Here is an 18,052-nt window from a genome sequence, read left to right as displayed (position 1 = left end):
TTTTGGATTTTGAACTTTGGATTTTGAATCTAATGAGTGTTTAACTAATTGCCACCATTTTCGGTACTTATTCAGTAAACTCCTCAATCTAAAATCTAAAATCTAAAATCTAAAATTTTTAGACTTCTGGGAATAGAACTTGTCTAATCTTGTCTTCATCCCCAGGTGCGACAGTGACGATCGCTCGCTTATATTGGGGTTTATAACCAATAAATTTACCAACGCGCCGCTTTTTGCGCGGTGGTAGAGTGGTGTTGACTTTTACAACCTTCACCTGAAACAAGTCTTCGATCGCAGCCTTGATTTCTGGCTTAGATGCCTTTGGAATTACTTCAAAGGTGTACTTGTTTTGCTCCATTAAGATGGTCGCTTTCTCGGTGACGATTGGACGACGTACTAAGTCGGCAAGGTCGCGGGGGTCAAAGCTAGGCACTGTAGACCTCCTGAATTTTTTCTAGGGCTGATGCCGTAACTACAATTTTGTCAGCGTGCAGTAAATCAAAAACATTTAGCTGGTTGGCTGCAATTAGTTTTAAATTTTCAATGTTGCGGGCTGATAAATAAACGTTATCTGTATCCGCAATTTCAGACAAAATTAACAGTGCCTTGCTTTCTGGTACTACTCCCCAACGGGCAAGCGCTGCTACTAATTCTTTAGTTTTGGGGCGAGATAGCTCGGTGCTAAATTCTTCTACTACGATCAAGTCGTCAATGCGACCGACAAATGCTGTCCGCAGTGCTAAACGCCGCTCTTTGCGGTTCAATTTCAGGTCGAAGTCTCTGGGCTTTGGCCCAAAGATTACACCACCACCACGCCACAATGGCGAACGAATAGACCCTGCACGAGCGCGACCTGTACCTTTTTGCCGCCAAGGTTTACGACCGCCACCCCTGACTTCTGCACGAGTTTTTGTGCTGGCATTTCCTTGACGAGCATTGGTCAATTGCCGTACTAAGGCGCGGTGTACAATATGAGACGCTGTTTCTTCTTTGGCAGTGCGCAACTCGAAGGTCGTCTCGCCGACCTGTTCTCCTTGCCAATTTTTAACTACGCTTTCAACCATTTTTGTTATTTGTCCTTTGTCATTTGTCATTTGGCATTTGTCTTTTGTCCTTAGCCAATGACTTTTGACTAATGACTACTGACTAATGACTTTTGACTATCCCACTATTTTTGCCGGCACAACACTTACTAGAGCGCCTGGTTTACCAGGAATGGCTCCTTTAATTAGCAATAAGTTGCGTTCTGGATCGACTCGCACTATGGTCAGTTTGCGGATTGTAATACGTTTTCCACCTAAACGACCTGCCATCCGCTTACCTGGATAGACACGACCGGGTGTTGTACCAGCACCAATTGAACCGGGTGCTCTATGATTTTTGGAACCGTGTGACATGGGCCCACGAGCAAAGTTGTTGCGCTTTTGGTTTCCCGCAAAGCCGCGACCAATGCTTGTACCGACGACATCGACAATTTGACCTGCGCTAAAAATATCTGCTTTAATCTCTTGACCTAAAGCATAATCACTAGAGCTATCGGTGTGATATTCATTTAAGTGACGCAATGCTGGGGCAGATGATTTAGCCAAATGACCCAATAATGGTCTGTTTAGTGCCTTGGGTTTGACTTCGCCATAACCAACTTGAATGGCAAAGTAACCGTCGGTTTCTTTCGTTTTAACTTGTGTAACGGTGCATGGCCCTGCTTGAATGACAGTTACAGGAATAGACACTCCTGCTTCGTCAAATATTTGGGTCATGCCCAGCTTGGTGCCGAGAATACCTACAGACACAGTAACTGGTTCTCCTTCTACTTGCTGACCTTGGAATTGGACTCTAGAGGACACGCTTTGTACGCATCAGTTTAGGCTGAGTTAGCCTGCGAAATTTGGAATGGTTTCAATAAACCGTTCCAAATGCTTTTGGACACAACAAACCGTGTCCTTACTGCTTGGTGAATCTGTTTAGCTTCACTCACTAGATCGCTAGAACAGCCACAAGTCTCTTCTCTTGGGAAGGAGTAACTTCTGGAATCAATGCAAGGCGCTACAGCTTTAAGCTGCGTGCAGCAATGCTTTCGTCCAAGCAATTGCTCTGGCACTTTCTGGAGGCAGCGCTGTCGGCAGGTTTTCCGATTTGTACGCGCCCGAAGGCGGCTTCTTGGAGATTGGCTACTGCCGTGTTGCAGTTGGACTTAAGCGGTTATTACCGCCCAGTATCCGTTAACTGAGACTGACGTAATGCCATGAAACCAACATTGCTGCTCAGTTTTTACTTCCTTAAACACCTTAAACTATTGTTTAAGCTTTTGCCTGCTTTTTTTTGAGGCACAGGAGTAAACGTACCTTGGAGCTTAGGATTAACTTTAGTTATTCTTCCATAAGCTCTAATGTTGACCTGAAAGCTTTCTTAGTTTACCAGTCTACGATCGCTCTGAGCATAGATTATCCAATTTGGATTAAGTCATTAGCTTTTGATGCTAGCACTACCTCAGAATGACAGTAAAAAGTTAACCTAATTTGCATTTTTGGTCACAATCTAATAATATAAATTATTTATTTATGTTTGTCCAGTAATTTATAGAGTTATTTTTAGGGAGTAGGGGGCAGGGAACAAGGGGAGAAATCAATTCAAAATTCAAACATTTTAGAACTCTGCCTTCTGCCTGCTCTTTCCCCTCTGCTCCCTGTCCTCTGGCCCTCTGCCTCTTTTCAATGCCCAAAAAAATGCTTTTAATCTATCAGTTCAGGGTAAATAATAGAAATATCTAAGTGGGATAAGACGAAAATCTATGGCACTAATTACCACTGGCAATGGTTTAATCCGCGATCTGGAAAAGTTTGGCGCTTTAGGAGTGTATGTACCTCTGGAAGGAGGTTATGAAGGTCGATATCAGCGCCGACTACGGGCAGCTGGCTATACTACCCTCCACATTACTGCTAAAGGACTGGGTGATTTAGCTGCGTATCTCACAAGAATTCATGGAGTCAGACCTCCTCATCTTGGAAAAAAAAGCACTGGTAGCGGTGCCGCAGTGGGTCATGTGTACTATTTACCCCCAATTCTCAATTCTCATCTAGAACAGCTACCACCAAAGTCTAAGGGGCTGGTCTTGTGGATTATTGAAGGGCATATTCTTTCAAATGAAGAACTTGAGTATTTGACGAATTTGCCTCAACTAGAACCACGAGTGAGAATAATCATTGAGAGGGGTGGCGATCGCTCTTTCCGTTGGACTTCTCTAGAAAAAACTCTGTTAGCTAGTTAGTCCTTTGTCATTAGTCATTAGTCATTAGTCATTTGCTCATAACTAATGACTAATGACTCAATTCAATCAGCAACGATCGTTAGCTAATAAGTTTTTTCGTCACTCCACGCAATCGGATTAACACTGGCTTTGCCCAATTTCCACCTAGCAAATCGTGCAGCAGAATATAAAAACAGGGGATGATAAATAATGTCAGCATTGTTGCGATCGCCATCCCAAAGAAAACTACAATTCCTAAAGGCTGCAAAAATTCAGAACCTTCACCAATGCCCAATGCCAAAGGAAACAGTCCCAAAATAGTAGTGACTGTAGTCATGATAATTGGGCGCAAACGTTGAGGAGCAGCTTTCACGATCGCAATTTGGCGAGTACAACCAACTTCTTCTCGAATTTGATTCGCCAGTTCCACCATTAGAATCCCTGCATTCACCACAATTCCCACCAGCAGGACGACACCAACAATTACAGTTGCGCCAATTGCAGTTTGGGTAATGTAAAGTCCAAAAATTCCGCCAGCTAACGCCAGTGGTACGGTGAACATAATTACCAATGGGTCAATTAGCGAATTGTATTGTACCGCCATAACGACAAAGATTAAGAACGTCGCCAACGCCCCCAAAGTTTTTAAAGCATCCTGAAGTTGTTGATTAGTTTCTTGGGCAGAACTAGGCACAATTGAAACACCATCAGGTAAGTCTACATCCTTGAGTACCTGATTGACTTCTGCGATTGCTTCACCAAGACTAGCTCCTTCACTGAGATTTCCTGCGACAATAAAAGCTTGGCGCTGATTAATCCGTTGCACCTCACCAGGCGCTTGACCTTCTTGAATCTTCGCAACATCAAAAAGGCGAATTAGTTGATTGTTTTCTGTAAATAGCGGTAATTGTTCTAGCTGGGAAGGACGTTGAATCGCTTCTTTATTTAGCTGCACCCGCACATCAACCAAACGATTACCGCGTTGAATTTGCGTGGGAACTGAACCTTCAATTGCTGTTTGAACTGTTGCACCAATTTGTCCGGCGCTCAACCCTAAAGCTGAAACCCTTTCCCAGTCGGGGCGAATTTGGATTTCCGGTTGTCGGGGGTCGGCATCTGGTCGGAATGTTGCTAATTTTGCTCTTTCTTGTAATGCTTGCAGCACTTGAGCGCCTGCTTGGGTTAAGTTTTCTTCGTTCTCACCTTGCAGAATCACGTCAACTTCTGACCCTTGCACTGGAGAATTACTCAAGATTAAACCCCGCACTTGACCAGGATTGAGGCGCAGCAGAATTCCTGCTAAGTTGAGTTTGTTAAATTCTTGAGTTACTTTTTTGACGAAGGCTTCAACATCTGTGCCTGGTTTTAAATTGATAGTGCTACTGGCACGTAAAGGATTTTCTGTAGTACTGCTGCCAAATAAATTACCACCCACAGTTGTGAAAGCAGACTCGGTTTCCGGTTGTTTGAGCAAAATGTCATCGACAATTTGCATAACTTTTTCAGAAGTTGCTAAAGGTGTACCGGGAGGAAACTGCGCTCTCAAGGTAGCTTGTCCGGTACTGATGCGGGGTAAAATTTCTTGGGGAATTTGACCAAACATGAAGAAGCTACTGCCGCCTAAAATTACCAAAGCAGCAGTTACTACGAAAAAGCGATAGCGTAAGACCTTGGTTAAGAAGTTACCGTATCCCCGCGTCGCATCTTCAAATCGGTGATTAAACTGTCTAAGCAGCCAAAATTCACTAATCCGACTAGACCAGCGGATTCCCAAAAGTCGAGAAGACAGCATCGGCACTACTGTAATCGCAACCACAAGAGATGCTGCGACTGCGAAGCTAATTGTCAGAATCAGTTCATTAAATAGCAGTGCAATAAAGCCGCCAATTAAGAGGAATGGCACTACAGAAACTAAGTTGGCACCCGTAGCAGCAACTAAAGCAGATTCTACTTCTTGGGAAGCAGTAGTCGCACTGTCTATAAAGAATTTGGAATTTCTCCCCTTCTCCTCTGCTCCTCTGCTCCCCCGCTCCCCTGCCTGCATCTCCCTCTGATTGGGAGTCATCCCCGCTTTTTCGGAAATGTTCTCTAAGATCACAACCGATGTATCAATTGCTTGACCGACTCCTAATGTCAGACCTGCCAAACTGAATACATTCAAGGTTAAACCAAAGATTTTCATTAAAGCGATCGCTGCTAGAGTACACAGTGGAATCGTCAAACTGATAATAAATGTTTGCCTGAACGATCCCAAAAATAACAATACTGCTGCTGCTGCTAGCAATGCCCCAGAAATCCCCGAAAAGATCACATCATTTAAAGAATTGCGGATGAAGACAGATTCATCTGTGGTGGGACTCAAAGTCATGTCTGCTGGAATTAAACCTGATTGCCGTAATTGTTCGATTCGCCGCTTAACAGCATCTACAACTGCGATCGTGTTGGCCTCTGGCTGCTTTTGGACTGAAAATTTCACCGCAGGCTGACGGTTGAGGTAAACAAATACTCGCTGTTCTTCTGTATCATCAATTACCTCTGCAAAGTCTCGCAAGTAGACGCGGCGGGAAGGTGTAGGGGAAGCAGGGGAAGCAGGGGAAGCAGAAGAAGCAGGGGAGGCAGGGGAAGAAACTTCCAAGGAAAGGTTTTCAATTTCCTTAGCATTTTGGAAGCGTCCGACAGTCCGAGTCAATGGCTCAGAATTTTGCCCCAGAATCCGACCGCCAGAAGTATCTTGGTTACGGGCTGTTAATTCATCTAAGACATCATTTAACCCGACACCCAAAGCTTGCAATCGGTTTAAGTCAACAAGCACTCGTACTTCTTCTTCTGCACCGCCGGATACGTCAACAGAAGCGACTCCTGGTACTACACTGAGTTCACGCGTTAACTCTTCATCAGCAAATACGCGTAAATCTTTCCCTGGTAACGAGGCAGATGTCAGCGCCAATTCATAAACCGGCAATTGAGAAGGATCGACTTTGAATAAGCGCGGCTCCTCTATCGTATCTGGTAGTTGTCCTCGATTTCGGTTAAAAGCAGCAGTTGCATCGTTTAGAGCTTGGTCAATATCGCCCCCTGGTTGGAAGTATAAATCGAGGCTGACTTGTCCTTCACGGGTGCGGGAAAAAACTTGCACTACATTCTCAGTTGCCCTTAAAGCCTCTTCTAAGGGTCTGGTGATTTCATCTACTGCTACTTCTGGCGAAATACCGGGGGCTTCTAGCCGCACCCCAATTCGAGGATAGGTAATTGATGGTAGGAGATCGACTTGGATCGTTGTGAGAAAAAATACCCCAATGACAATTACTGCCACGGTGAGCATGAGTGTGCCAATGTGTTGGCGGATAGCGATCGCACTCAGGCTAAATCCGCTATTGCCACTATTATTATTTGCCTGCTGCATGATACTAAGTGATAAGTGCTAAGTGCTGACTACTGAGTACTTTTTTCATTAATATGGTGGTTACTCTCCACCCTACTATTGCTTTTCTGAAAGAATTGAAAGACTTACAGTGTCACCTTCTTTTAACGGCTTACCACTACGAACAACATAGCGCTCTCCTGCTTGCAAACCGGATAAAATTTCCACTCTGCCATCAGCCCTTTTTCCTAAAGTAACTGCACGCGTCGCTACTTTCGTCTTACCATCTGTGTCTTTCACCACAAATAGCGTCCCCGACGAGTTTTCTTGCTCTTTCTGTGCTGCCTTTGCTGCCCCTGCTTGTTTTTGAATCGCTGTTTGCGGTACTACTACCCGCTGTTGAGTCTGGTTTTGAAAGTTGACTCGCGCCAGTAATCCGCTACCAATCTTACCTTGAGTGTTGGGAATCACTACTTCTACAGGTATCAAGCGAGCTGTAGCGTCGGCAGCAGGGGAAATGCGGGTAACTCTGCCAATTAATGTTTCTTTGGGGAAGGCATCTAAACGGACTTGTACAGATTGCCCAACTTGAATTTGTGCCAGTTCTAATTCCGAAACTTGGACGACGACTTTGACACGGCTAAAGTCGCCAATTTTTAAGACTTCGTTACCTGCTTGCAGCAGGTTGCCTGGTTCTGTCACCTTTTCTGTGACTACGCCAGCGATCGGAGATACCAGCCGAGTATAAGACCTGCGCTCTTTGGTTTGGGCAACCAATGCCTGTTGAGCAAGTACTCTACCTTGGGCGGCAGCAACGGCTTGCTGTTCTGTCCGAACTTGTTCTTGGGCTGCCCGGAGTGCCTGGGCGGCTGTTTGTGCCTGGGTACGTGCTTGCTGGGCAGTTTGTTCAGCGATCGCTCCAGCTTTGAACAACCTCTGCTGCCGCTCTGAGTCTGCTTGAGCTTGTACTACTTCTAGGCGCGCCCGTTCAACGTCTGCACGAGCATTGCTTACCTGATTGGTGGCCCTGGCTACTTCTGATTTAAGGGCCGCTAGCTCTGCTTCTGCTTGCTTTAATTCGGTCGAAAGTATGGCATCATCTAACCGCCCGACGTTTTGCCCAAGCTTGACTGCATCGCCGACATCAAGGTTTAAAGCCAACAACCGAGCTTCTACTTGCGATCGCAATGACACAATTCGGAAGGGTGTTGTATTACCTGTGTATTCTGGTTGTGTTTGTAGCGTATCAGTTCGAGCGATCGCCGCATCTACAGCCGTTGCACCACCACGTTGTCCGCTACCAGGACTCTGAGATTGTGCGTCAGCCGCTTCTTCCTTGGGTAGCGCTCCACAATTCGCTGTCAGCAGTCCTATGCCCAGCAGACAGGGAATCAATAATTTGGATGCAAAAGGAAAAGACACCTTTGTGTCAAAACTATTTTTTACATCTGCAACAGCCACATCAGTCTTCATAACTGAATTTAACTGGGTATTAATTACCTGGTTAGCGGCTGCCAAAGGTGAGATTTTCGCCTGCTTGTGCGGCTTATTTCTGTCCAAAATCATTTATTTTTCGCGTATTTGGTGAGCTTTTTGGGTTAAACAGCCGTGCATTACCAAGTAATTTTGAGACATTATGAATAGTGAAAAGCGGCGAGAGTCAATTGGCTATCTTCTTGCAGAATTTTGTATCAAAAATTACTTTTTATTTGAAAAAATTTCTCACCACTTTAACTCATTAAATTGAGTCGTCCGCTTTTTAGCTGACGATGCAATGCTTAACTTAGTATAAATATTTTTAAATTTCTTGCAATCTGCCCTTAGTAGAAGACTTGTATTTACTGAAGATACGAGACTTTCACACCCCTACTTCTAATCTGAGCAGTATTAAGTAACTAGACTTAGGCTGACACGCCCTAGATTTAATGTAGCAATTTCGTGGGTGCGGTTCAGTTAGCCTCACCCGTTTTTAGAATAGCCAGCATCTAGCTATTAACCGCTTATATAACTTTTTATAACAGTTTTTCAAACTTTTACCCAGAAAGTTGGTTGCTATGTCATCATGACAAGTGAAATGAGAATTAATTCGGCGACAGTGTTTGTTTTTAGTATTGACAGGCTTTTTCCTTTTGGTATTACAGACTTCTCTCCGAAATCTAAATCTCTACAAACTTATGATTTTGGAGACATTTGATGTCAATTTACGTTGGTAACCTCTCCTATGATGTTACACAAGATGCGCTGAGTGCTGTATTTGCAGAATATGGTGCTGTAAAGCGCGTTCAACTACCCACTGACCGTGAAACAGGTCGTTTACGCGGCTTTGCTTTTGTGGAAATGAGTTCAGAAGATGAAGAAGCGAAAGCTATTGAAGCTCTTGATGGTGCTGAATGGCTTGGTCGCGACCTCAAAGTAAATAAAGCCAAGCCCAAAGAAGACAGAAGTGGTGGTTCCTTTGGGAACCGTGGTGGCGGCGGCTACAACCGTAGCAACAACCGCTACTAAGGTTAATTGAATTTAGAAAAGGCTCAGGCAGGAATGCTTGAGCTTTTTTTATGCAAAACTTTGATTCTCTTTGATTCTAAATAATTTTGGCCAATTACTCATTATACTGGACTGATGATTCTCTAACTAAAGTGCCTTGATGAAAGATCATTTTCCATCGATCGTTGTTTAATTTCCAGATGGAACTTCGCAACGAATGAACAGGTTGTTTCCCAGATATATGTCTGACTATACGATAAGTTACTAAAACAACCCCTGTTGCTAAAACTAATATTTTGAATTCTGTTATCAATCTTTGAGTCAGAGGTTGGATGGATTCATTCTGCAAGCTCTCGATAATTTGCTGTTTATTAAAAACACGCCCTGAACTTCCGAATTCAATGAACTCGTCAGCAAGTAAATCTATGATATCTATCGCTGACTTTCGGACATTGGGTTGAAGCAAACGCTCCTCCAACTCACGAAAAAGTGATTCTTCTAAATAGTCTGCTTTCATATATGTTTTGAAGACTAAATTGAATGGTAGCAGATAGGATTAGGCGATCGCTTTGAACTTTGATTTTTATCCGATCGTACCCTTGAGCAAGTTAATAAAAAAAACCCGCTGATTGGTAGGGATTCCAGCGGGGTTAAATAATACAGTTATCTTTTCAGAGAAACCAACACTAAACTTGATTACAGAACTACTAGAAACTTTTACGACTAATAGTAACTATTTATAAGTGTTTATGAACTAGTTTTTTAGCATGATGTCTGTGATGTTTAATGTGATGAACTTTAGCAGATTTTACGCTAGGATGATGGATAGTTTTAGCTTGAGCTTGAGATGCAAAAGCGGTTACAGGTGCAGCCAAAATTAGAGCCAAAAGTAAAGCTTTAGCGAACTTATTCACTTGAAAAATCCTCATTAGGTAATCAACAATTTAACTATCTGATAGAGGTATGTCATAAGTTTGTAATTGATATGAATCTTTCATGTCTATTTTTAGATTCGTCAAATATAGGATTTACTCGGTTAAGGCAAGAGACGCGATGAATCGCCGTCTCTACAAGCTAGAATTTTCTTCAAAAAAGCTTAATTGAATCCTATGGGCTGACGTGGAATACTTAGCTAAAAAATACTTGCTGGTATTTCAATCTTAAATGTAACAATCTGGACATCATCCAAATAGCTGTAATTTAGTTATGATACTTGGGTTAATTTTGATTAAGAAATGGTAATAGACATCAATTCTTCTGATATTTCAAAGTTAGCTGTGACATTTTGCACGTCATCCAAGCCTTCTAGAGTATCAATTAACTTGAAAAGCGATCGCGCCCGATCGGGATCGGTAACTTCTACACTATTACTAGGAATCCAGCGCAATTCGGCATCAGTTACTTTAAAGCCTTGATTTTTGAGTGTCTGACTAAGGGTTTCTAAATTTCCAATATCAGTAAAAACCTCAGCCATCTCATCTTCAGTCATCTCATAAGACTGGGCACTGCCTTCGAGTGATGCTTCTAAAAGCTGTTCTTCGTCAAGTACACCCTGCACAACACAAACGCCTTTTTGTTCAAACATCCAGCTAACGCAACCTGTTTCACCAAGATTGCCACCATTTTTACTAAAAGCTACACGCAAGTCAGCAGCAGTGCGATTGCGATTATCTGTGAGGGCTTCGATTAAAATCGCTACACCACAAGGGCCATAACCTTCGTAGCGAATCGCTTCAAAAGTAGCACTATCGCCGCCAAAAGTGCCTGCACCTTTAGCGATCGCTCGTTCAATATTATCATTGGGAATACTTGCAGCCTTAGCCTTGTCAACTGCTGTTCGGAGTTGAAAATTCAGCGCCGGATCTGGGACGCCGCTTCTAGCCGCAACGATAATCGCCCTGGATAACTGAGTGAAGGTTTTTCCCTTTTTTGCATCTACTAACGCTTTCTGGCGCTTAATATTTGCCCATTTACTATGTCCTGCCATAATTTGCGACGATCGTAACTCTATTCAAGATTAGGATATACCTAGCTTTTATCTGAATGCAAAGGTGCATTTGGTAAAAGTTCGCTAAGATGCAGCGCTGAGATTTGATTTTCAAGTGAGATGAGGAATGTGTAGTTCAATTACTTCGCATCCCGTTTAGATCGCAAAAGGTTCCAGTTCCGTGTTATGCCACTCTTGTTCAAACCGTTCAGTAATCAACGGTCTGATGATAAACTTGGGCGGGCTACCATCTTGAACATCAATCCGCACACATGAATAAGGCAGTCGGTTCTGGAAATTGTAGTTATGACGGCCCACAAATAACGTTGAATCCGCAACTTTCCGAGTGGGTTTACCTGCAATCTCAGCAAAAGTTTCCATTAATTCAGTCCCTTCTCGCCGTTGATAGCGGGGACGATGACCGCTTCCACCAGAGATAATACAGTTAATATGCGAGTCTGCAAATCCGGTGTCAGTTGTGCAAAGATGCTCCAAACAGTGAGCGTGACCGTTTAAAATCAAATCGACTATGGGACGTTCTTTAATTAGAGTACCAAGAGTTTCTGCTACTTGTTCAAAGACCCAGCGCAAACGGTGACGAACCGCCAAGGTTTGTGCCTGATTCCACTTGGTAGCTTCTGTGACGTAGGGAGGATGGTGGAAAAAGATTACACGTCCGCGCACCTGTGAGTTATTCCAAGATTCGATTAGTCTGCTTCGCAACCATTCAAGTTGTTCAAAATCGATCGCAGGCATTTGATGAGATGCTAGTTGTTTTTCAATATCGATTTTGATTTCGTTGATTTGGTCTAATTTGGCACTAAGGTCATCGAGTTGTTCCGCTTCCGTGGGTTTATCTGGGTTGAGGCGATCGCATATTCCCAAAATCTCCAATTCTTCTCGATCTATTTCCTGGCGACGCTTTTGTAATTCCCGACGGGAAATTTCTCCCTCTTGAGTTGCAGGTAATGGTGATGGTGTATTAAAGGTATTAGAATCCAGTGCAAAAAAGTCAATCCCGCCGTAACAAAAAGTGTAATAGCGATTGGGTAAACGGGTAAACTGTCCGGGTTCATAACGCAAACAGCGCCCTTTGTCGGTCTTTGCGGTGTAGTGCCGATCTAAATGACGTTCTAACTCTTGTGGAGACATCGCTTGAGTGTAGTCCATAAATGCCCGTGCATAAGCATTACCTTGATACGATCCATGCCAACCAATCTCAATGTCTTTGTAGCGGAACAGGCGACGCAGTGACGATGTTGTGCCAGTAAATAAACGGTACATCAACGGTACATCGTAGTAATCATGATTACCAAGTACTGGCAAGAACGGCAGATTAAACACCATACGATCGTAAGGAATGCTGTTCGGGTTGTCACCACCGACAAGAAATTCCCGGTAAGGCTCAATAAAGTTTGTTGAATAATATTCTTGGGAACCCACCACATAGATGACATCGCCAGTATGCAACACAAAGCTGCAATCATCGCGGTGAGTCAGCATCAGTTCGGCAACTTTTCGTTGGGGGTGGTGTCGAGAATGAGATTTAGTACCAGAATCGCCGATAACCATAAAGGAAAATTCTGGATTATCTTGCCTGCGATCGTCAATAACTAGACTGGTTTGGTCAATTCCCCGTTGCACAAAACTTGGATGCATCCACCGCACCCGTTCCTTCATCTTTTGAATTTTCACAGGAATCGGTGGATCGGAAATCAATTTCATGGCTGATAACTCTTGAATGCCTAACGCACACACCGATTGTAACGAAATATTTAATTGTCATTTGTCATTTGTCATTTGTGAATAACCAATGCCCTTAATGAGTGCTGTTAGCAGATAGCTATGGTTTAGCGCTTGCTGAATGGGAATCTCACTTTTTTTACTCGCAACTCGGAACTGTTTTGCCCAATGCCCAATCTTTAAGGTAAATTTTCTCGCAGTAATGCTCGAAAGCCTGCTTGTTGAAAATGCTCATCAGCGGTCAGTGCTTCAGTGATGCCGCTATATTGCATAACAATAAAAGATACGCAATCGACAAATCCCCATTCTTTTTCTGTTTGTTCGCGATATAGCTGGAAAGCGCGTTCGTAAAGTTCTTGAGAAAGGGGGACAATTTCTACTTTAGAGTCTGCTACTAGAGAATTTAATAATATGATTGCCGCCTGACGATAAGGTTGTTGGGATAAGGCATTGCCAATTTCCAACATCACCGCCTGTGTTGTCACCAAACGAGTTTCTGCTGCTTGTAACATTTTAGCCAGATGTAAGGCTCGGTCATGCAAGCGATCGCTCGGTGCAGATAAGGCAATGGCAAATGATGTATCAAGAAAGACTTCAGAATGCATGAAAAGTTTATTTACTGTATAAATATTTATCTATATTGGCAGACCAATCAGGCGGCCCTTCGAGGTTGAGCGATCGCGCTGTTTGCAAAAATGATACCGTTTCATGTTCGCTGGGCGGTAAAATTTCAATACTGATTCGCACGCGGGTATTGATTGGCAGTGCGATCGGTTCAGCTGGATAGAACACTTGGCCATTAAACACAGCTGTGATTTTTTCTACCATTTTCCTTAGAAAGTTCTTCTAGTCTATCCTAAGCTGGTTATGGTAATACTGGTAGAGTAAACGACCCTATAAGTAGTGAAGATACGTATACTTGTTTTACAAATTATCTCGATTTTTCAAAAATTGCCAAACTACCAACTGAATTACACCCCACTGTCCATTTGTCAACCAAGAAGAGTCAGATTTTGCTACTTTCTCAATAACTTCTGGCTTTAAATCAACTGCTACTTCTAACTTTAGGGTGTGTAGAGCTACCATTGGCATCAGTAGATAACAAACTATATCTGCGATGTCAGTTTTTCCTTATATTTTCAGTTATTCTAACGCTGTGTGCAACTTTCTTTCAAACCTAATCAACTCAAAAGCGGAATAAATCGACCAATAGCTGCAAACAAAGTATTTAAGAAAGTCACAAAAGTATTATCCCAGACACGATAAATCACCGTCAAGACAAAAGGCTGATGATTGTAGAGACGGCGATTTATCGTGTCTAAAATTATAGGGAAATGTGGAAATTGATTACAGGACTCCTAAATTGTCTATTGTGAATCATTAGTATCGCCAAATGATTTCATCTGTAACTCAACTGCGTTGACATAACCTCGATCGTTCAAAACTTCCGCTGGTAACTTCTTAGCTCTAATAGCAGCCTGAACCACATCTTTCCCAGTCAAGTATCCAGTTTGGTATTTGAATAACAAAGTGCCATAACTAGGAATACCCTGTTCTTTTAAATAACCTTGATAAGCGAGAAAGGCAATATTAAAGGGTTGCAGATATTTAGTATCTGTAGGATTTTTATCTAAAGTATTAGAGTTGACATCTGTATTTATTTGTCCACCACCATTATTAGTATTAACTGTTTGAGCGCCAGCAATTCCAGGCATAAAAGCCATAAAAGCAATGATAAGTGCAGAATTGAGCAAAGTCGTGAATTTCATTATTTTATCCTCGGTAGAAATTAATTAGTGTTTTTAAGTAATAAATTCTTCTTTTTTAGCAATTTAAATATCTGGTAATTAGCTCATCATATTTGTTTATTTATTACTCACATATTTGACTGAGATAATTTTTTCAAGGCTTAATAAATAAGCTTTTAAGCGAATTGGACAGGATAAAAATTAAGTATTTTGTAAACAAAAATGTAATTGATAAAATGATATAAGCTACACCTCAAAAGCACAGAAGTAACTTAGCTCATTCAAAATTACCAAAACCCATTATGTAATAGGCAATAGAAGCAGTATCAAAAGGTTTGAGATAATTGACATTAGTATTGACATTAGTAGAATAGCTAGGGGAAGTTTCAGAGTTGACAGATGTGTTTATTGATAGACTATTGTGATTCTTGACTTGATGAAAGCAAGTGATTTTAGGCATAGAGTTAATCCAGGCAATAATATGTGCAGATTTTAGCGAGTTGGTGAATTTCATAGAGTTATCCTCAATTAGAACAAAATGCAATTGGAATCAGTATTCTCTAGTAATAAAGTCAACTGTTTTATTAATATCAAACTTTTAGGATCAGTTCATTTGATAGGCTGATTTTTTTAATTACTTAAACGCGTGAGTTTAATTAACCCAAATTGGACAAATTGAACATTCAAAGTAGGTTTATTCAGAAATTAAAAAATGCAAAGATATGCTAAATAAAATCTTTAGCTGACAAGCATTTATCTAAGGTGGTTAGCGTCGCTTACATATTTAGATATTTTTTGCTCAAGGCTAGCAACCGAAATATAACTTTGTTTGGGCTAATAAACTTTCCATAGCAATATGCTAGAAAATCTTTATGATGTAAGCAAATGCTTTTAATTTTCAAATTGATAAATAAAAGTGATTGCAATTAATATCTAGAGGAAAATCCTGTAATTCATCGCCTCTTCGTGACATCTGAACTATTTTGGCAGCGTCACGGTTCCAGAAATTCACTACAAATAAGCTGATAGTGTCAAAATGTTATATGTATAGTTTATTTACAAAGTCATTTATGCCGAAAGCAATTTGGAATGGAGCTACTTTAGCCGAGAGTGATAATACTGTAGTTGTGGAAGGCAACCATTATTTTCCTGTTGACACCATTAACAAACAGTACTTTACTGAAAGCAACACTCACACTACTTGTCCTTGGAAAGGTGTTGCCAGTTACTACAGTATCGAAGTTGATGGGCAAGTCAACAAAGATGCTGCTTGGTATTATCCCAGCGCTAAGGAGAAGGCTAAGAATATTGAAGGTTATGTAGCCTTCTGGAAGGGTGTAAAGGTTGAGGCTTAATAAAGGTTCCTGGAAGTATTTTAGTTTCAGGGACATTAATATTACGTCTGGCTAATTGCCCATAAAATAATTAGCCCGCGCAGATAGAAGTCTGAGCGGGCTTCGTATTTAAATTATTTGCGAATTTATTCTAATATGTAATTATACCTTCACCTTGCGAAATGCTGCTTGCTTTGTCTTCGCCAGCCAAGCCAGACTACTAGCAAGTATAGTACCAGCGATCGCACTTGGTTCGGGTACTCTTCTCAGAATCAGGTTAGAGGTTGTAAGAGTTATGTTACCTCCTGCTCCTGAATTATTATTGCTATCATCAGCGATCGCGCTTGGTTCGGGTACTCTTCTCAGAATCAGGTTAGAGGTTGTAAGAGTTATGTTGCCTCCTGCTCCTGAATGATTGCTACCAACAGCGATCGCGCTTGGTTCGGGTACTGGTTTTGATATAATAGCACCAGGATTCAATATCAAAGTATCAGAGTTAAGAGTTAGGGTGCCTGCTACTTCTGAATTATGGCTACCACTGTTAATTTGCCCAGCATTGCCATTTACGGTGCTATTAGGAATTGTTACCTGACTACCACCTGTGATGACAAGGCTCTTGGCTGTAACAGTTATGTTGCCTCCTGCTTCTGAATTAATAATGTTACCACCGTTAATTCGCAGGCTCTTAGTAGAGATAGTTAAATTGCCGCTAGGACTAGTTAAATTGCCGCCAATGGTGATCCTACTGAGAGTCGTTACATTATTATCACCGATTCCTGTTAGTCCACCATTGATCTCCAAATTCTCGCTGTTGATAGTGGTATTGATAAGTTTTAAGTTACTATCTATCTTAAAATTGTCGCCGCTGATGGTGGTATTGGTAAATGTTAGGTTATTAGAATTGTAAGCATTGATATTACCAGCGATCGCAAGCCCAGAAAGTTCAACATTCGCGGCGTTAATGTCAAACACAGGTAAGTGATTACTGGTACTGATGGTAAGTAAGTTAGCACCTGGGCCATTAATAGTGAGATTTTTGGCAATCGCAAGTGCCCTACTTGTCAGGGTAATTGTACTAGGATTACTGCCCAATAAGAACTTTACCACGTCATTGTTACTTGCAATGTCGATCGTATCTCGCAACGAGCCAACGCCACTATCATTGAGATTATTAACCACCAAGGTAGCAGCTTGTGCTGATTCCACTTGCATTATCACCAAACCCAGAGCAACGGCTGTAGAAATAGCTTGAGCAATAGCCTTTTTTTTATTGTTTTGTGTCACCTAAAACTCCTCGGATTAATTTTTAAAAATTCAAAAAATCTGGGATATTAGCCTTATATTTTTTAACTGAATACTAATCATCTTTATAAATTAATTTTTGTTGGTTTTAGCCATACAAAAACCTGCGTAACTTATTTGATTGGAATCTTAGCATTTTCTGTCCTAAAATTTTAGGTAGCAAGTCCATTTTCCTTGATGTTGCTGCTTACCTGAAAATAGCTCTAAGCTTTGGTTAGAATTTGTATTGATAAGTTTTGCTTAAGTTGTAGTAACAATCGCATAAGTGTTTGCACAAATAGATAAGCTTTGGTAACGAAACAGGTTGTATTGGTAACAAAACAAGTTGTGTCGTTACCAACGGATAAGCATTCGTAACGAAACGAGTTGTGTTAGTAACGAACGCATAAGTTATCGTTACCAACGGATAGCATTCGTAACAAAACAAGTTGTGTTGGTAACAAAGAGACAAGCTTGGTAAAGATAACAACTTTATTTATAACGACAGCTTCTGTGTTTTTTTCCTGTACTCTAGTCTAAAGTGTAGTTGCAATATCTACAACGGGCTACGCCTACGCAGTAGCAACAGCTGTTAATCTTACAGTTACCATAAATTCACTACAAATTGAGTTTATGTAAAAATTATTTCAATTCACACCAATAGTATGACGCAAAAGCTGGACGATGATTACTGATATAACTCAGTTTTTGAACCCGCGCAGGCGGGTTTTGTATTTTGACTCTGCTCAACACAAGTCTGTGTAGTCGTGACTTATAGTCACCAAGGCACCAAAAGTTAAAACAAATAGTGCATTAGCCTTTGGCATAACGCACCTAAAAAAATATCTAAAACCTAATTATGAATTA

Annotated in this window: 17 protein-coding genes and 1 pseudogene; 3 read left to right on the top strand and 15 right to left on the bottom strand. The window is 41.6% G+C overall.

The window, feature by feature from the left end; translation table 11 throughout:
- Positions 1-118 precede the first annotated feature (118 nt).
- From RM368_RS11630 to rplC, 3 genes are all read right to left on the bottom strand, one after another.
- Positions 119-433 carry a 50S ribosomal protein L23 gene (locus RM368_RS11630; protein ID WP_069070779.1) on the bottom strand — a complete coding sequence of 105 codons (315 nt, stop codon included), beginning with the start codon at positions 431-433 and terminating at the stop codon, positions 119-121.
- Positions 426-1,064 carry a 50S ribosomal protein L4 gene (gene rplD / locus RM368_RS11625; RefSeq protein WP_322694265.1) on the bottom strand — a complete coding sequence of 213 codons (639 nt, stop codon included), beginning with the start codon at positions 1,062-1,064 and terminating at the stop codon, positions 426-428. The genes RM368_RS11630 and rplD overlap by 8 nt, the downstream gene beginning before the upstream one ends.
- Before the next feature lie 96 nt (positions 1,065-1,160).
- Positions 1,161-1,793, bottom strand: a complete 633-nt coding sequence (gene rplC, locus RM368_RS11620) for a 50S ribosomal protein L3 (protein WP_322694264.1) — start codon at positions 1,791-1,793, stop codon at positions 1,161-1,163.
- Positions 1,794-2,791: 998 nt separating this feature from the next.
- Here rplC and RM368_RS11615 point away from each other — a divergent pair.
- A complete protein-coding gene (locus RM368_RS11615) occupies positions 2,792-3,268 on the top strand; it encodes an NAD(P)H-quinone oxidoreductase subunit N (protein WP_322694206.1) in 477 nt (158 codons plus the stop codon).
- A gap of 79 nt (positions 3,269-3,347) precedes the next feature.
- Here RM368_RS11615 and RM368_RS11610 read toward each other — a convergent pair whose 3' ends face one another.
- On the bottom strand, positions 3,348-6,650 hold the full coding sequence (locus tag RM368_RS11610; RefSeq protein ID WP_322694205.1) for an efflux RND transporter permease subunit: 3,303 nt from the start codon (positions 6,648-6,650) through the stop codon (positions 3,348-3,350).
- A 75-nt stretch (positions 6,651-6,725) separates the two neighbouring features.
- On the bottom strand, positions 6,726-8,174 hold the full coding sequence (locus RM368_RS11605; protein WP_322694204.1) for an efflux RND transporter periplasmic adaptor subunit: 1,449 nt from the start codon (positions 8,172-8,174) through the stop codon (positions 6,726-6,728).
- Positions 8,175-8,801: 627 nt separating this feature from the next.
- On the opposite strand from RM368_RS11605, the gene RM368_RS11600 reads away from it, so the two are divergent.
- Positions 8,802-9,113, top strand: coding sequence for an RNA-binding protein (locus RM368_RS11600; protein ID WP_322672219.1), 312 nt, complete (start codon positions 8,802-8,804; stop codon positions 9,111-9,113).
- 94 nt (positions 9,114-9,207) lie between these two features.
- On the opposite strand, the gene RM368_RS11595 is transcribed toward RM368_RS11600, so the two are convergent.
- From RM368_RS11595 to RM368_RS11555, 9 genes and pseudogenes are all read right to left on the bottom strand, one after another.
- The gene (locus RM368_RS11595) at positions 9,208-9,609 is read right to left on the bottom strand and encodes a DUF4440 domain-containing protein (RefSeq protein ID WP_322694203.1); all 402 of its coding nucleotides are present in this window, start codon (positions 9,607-9,609) and stop codon (positions 9,208-9,210) included.
- 220 nt (positions 9,610-9,829) lie between these two features.
- On the bottom strand, positions 9,830-10,006 hold the full coding sequence (locus RM368_RS11590) for a hypothetical protein (protein ID WP_322694202.1): 177 nt from the start codon (positions 10,004-10,006) through the stop codon (positions 9,830-9,832).
- Between the two features lie 314 nt (positions 10,007-10,320).
- Positions 10,321-11,079 (bottom strand): YebC/PmpR family DNA-binding transcriptional regulator, encoded by a 759-nt coding sequence (locus RM368_RS11585; protein ID WP_322694201.1) that lies wholly within the window; start codon positions 11,077-11,079, stop codon positions 10,321-10,323.
- A 156-nt stretch (positions 11,080-11,235) separates the two neighbouring features.
- A complete protein-coding gene (locus RM368_RS11580) occupies positions 11,236-12,804 on the bottom strand; it encodes a metallophosphoesterase (RefSeq protein ID WP_322694200.1) in 1,569 nt (522 codons plus the stop codon).
- Positions 12,805-13,001: 197 nt separating this feature from the next.
- Complete coding sequence (locus RM368_RS11575; protein ID WP_322672214.1) at positions 13,002-13,427, bottom strand: type II toxin-antitoxin system VapC family toxin; 426 nt, start codon at positions 13,425-13,427, stop codon at positions 13,002-13,004.
- A 7-nt stretch (positions 13,428-13,434) separates the two neighbouring features.
- Entirely contained in the window at positions 13,435-13,650 is a 216-nt protein-coding gene (locus RM368_RS11570; RefSeq protein WP_322694199.1) for a hypothetical protein, read from the bottom strand.
- A 96-nt stretch (positions 13,651-13,746) separates the two neighbouring features.
- A pseudogene (locus RM368_RS11565) lies at positions 13,747-13,947 on the bottom strand (hypothetical protein); the annotation flags it as partial.
- Between the two features lie 242 nt (positions 13,948-14,189).
- Positions 14,190-14,591, bottom strand: a complete 402-nt coding sequence (locus tag RM368_RS11560; RefSeq protein WP_322694198.1) for a hypothetical protein — start codon at positions 14,589-14,591, stop codon at positions 14,190-14,192.
- Between the two features lie 256 nt (positions 14,592-14,847).
- Positions 14,848-15,084, bottom strand: coding sequence for a hypothetical protein (locus tag RM368_RS11555; protein ID WP_322694197.1), 237 nt, complete (start codon positions 15,082-15,084; stop codon positions 14,848-14,850).
- 556 nt (positions 15,085-15,640) lie between these two features.
- Between RM368_RS11555 and RM368_RS11550 the strand changes: the two genes are divergently transcribed.
- Positions 15,641-15,925, top strand: a complete 285-nt coding sequence (locus RM368_RS11550) for a DUF427 domain-containing protein (protein WP_322694196.1) — start codon at positions 15,641-15,643, stop codon at positions 15,923-15,925.
- 141 nt (positions 15,926-16,066) lie between these two features.
- On the opposite strand, the gene RM368_RS11545 is transcribed toward RM368_RS11550, so the two are convergent.
- The gene (locus tag RM368_RS11545) at positions 16,067-17,188 is read right to left on the bottom strand and encodes a hypothetical protein (protein ID WP_322694195.1); all 1,122 of its coding nucleotides are present in this window, start codon (positions 17,186-17,188) and stop codon (positions 16,067-16,069) included.
- Positions 17,189-18,052 lie beyond the last annotated feature (864 nt).

It is taken from the genome of Nostoc sp. DedSLP03 (genome assembly GCF_034530815.1).
Taxonomy (GTDB): Bacteria; Cyanobacteriota; Cyanobacteriia; order Cyanobacteriales; family Nostocaceae; genus Nostoc.
Note: the sequence above shows the minus strand (reverse complement) of the source record. Positions and strands in the feature narration are given on the sequence as shown.

What these genes read in the sequence shown, in the direction of transcription:
- RM368_RS11610 (WP_322694205.1), bottom strand. Translation starts at nt 6,650, where the DNA reads ATGCAGCAGGCAAATAATAATAGTGGCAATAGCGGATTTAGCCTGAGT.
- RM368_RS11580 (WP_322694200.1), bottom strand. Translation starts at nt 12,804, where the DNA reads ATGAAATTGATTTCCGATCCACCGATTCCTGTGAAAATTCAAAAGATG.
- RM368_RS11575 (WP_322672214.1), bottom strand. Translation starts at nt 13,427, where the DNA reads ATGCATTCTGAAGTCTTTCTTGATACATCATTTGCCATTGCCTTATCT.
- RM368_RS11555 (WP_322694197.1), bottom strand. Translation starts at nt 15,084, where the DNA reads ATGAAATTCACCAACTCGCTAAAATCTGCACATATTATTGCCTGGATT.
- RM368_RS11600 (WP_322672219.1), top strand. Translation starts at nt 8,802, where the DNA reads ATGTCAATTTACGTTGGTAACCTCTCCTATGATGTTACACAAGATGCG.
- RM368_RS11585 (WP_322694201.1), bottom strand. Translation starts at nt 11,079, where the DNA reads ATGGCAGGACATAGTAAATGGGCAAATATTAAGCGCCAGAAAGCGTTA.
- RM368_RS11615 (WP_322694206.1), top strand. Translation starts at nt 2,792, where the DNA reads ATGGCACTAATTACCACTGGCAATGGTTTAATCCGCGATCTGGAAAAG.
- rplD (WP_322694265.1), bottom strand. Translation starts at nt 1,064, where the DNA reads ATGGTTGAAAGCGTAGTTAAAAATTGGCAAGGAGAACAGGTCGGCGAG.
- RM368_RS11595 (WP_322694203.1), bottom strand. Translation starts at nt 9,609, where the DNA reads ATGAAAGCAGACTATTTAGAAGAATCACTTTTTCGTGAGTTGGAGGAG.
- RM368_RS11605 (WP_322694204.1), bottom strand. Translation starts at nt 8,174, where the DNA reads ATGATTTTGGACAGAAATAAGCCGCACAAGCAGGCGAAAATCTCACCT.
- RM368_RS11550 (WP_322694196.1), top strand. Translation starts at nt 15,641, where the DNA reads ATGCCGAAAGCAATTTGGAATGGAGCTACTTTAGCCGAGAGTGATAAT.
- RM368_RS11570 (WP_322694199.1), bottom strand. Translation starts at nt 13,650, where the DNA reads ATGGTAGAAAAAATCACAGCTGTGTTTAATGGCCAAGTGTTCTATCCA.
- RM368_RS11560 (WP_322694198.1), bottom strand. Translation starts at nt 14,591, where the DNA reads ATGAAATTCACGACTTTGCTCAATTCTGCACTTATCATTGCTTTTATG.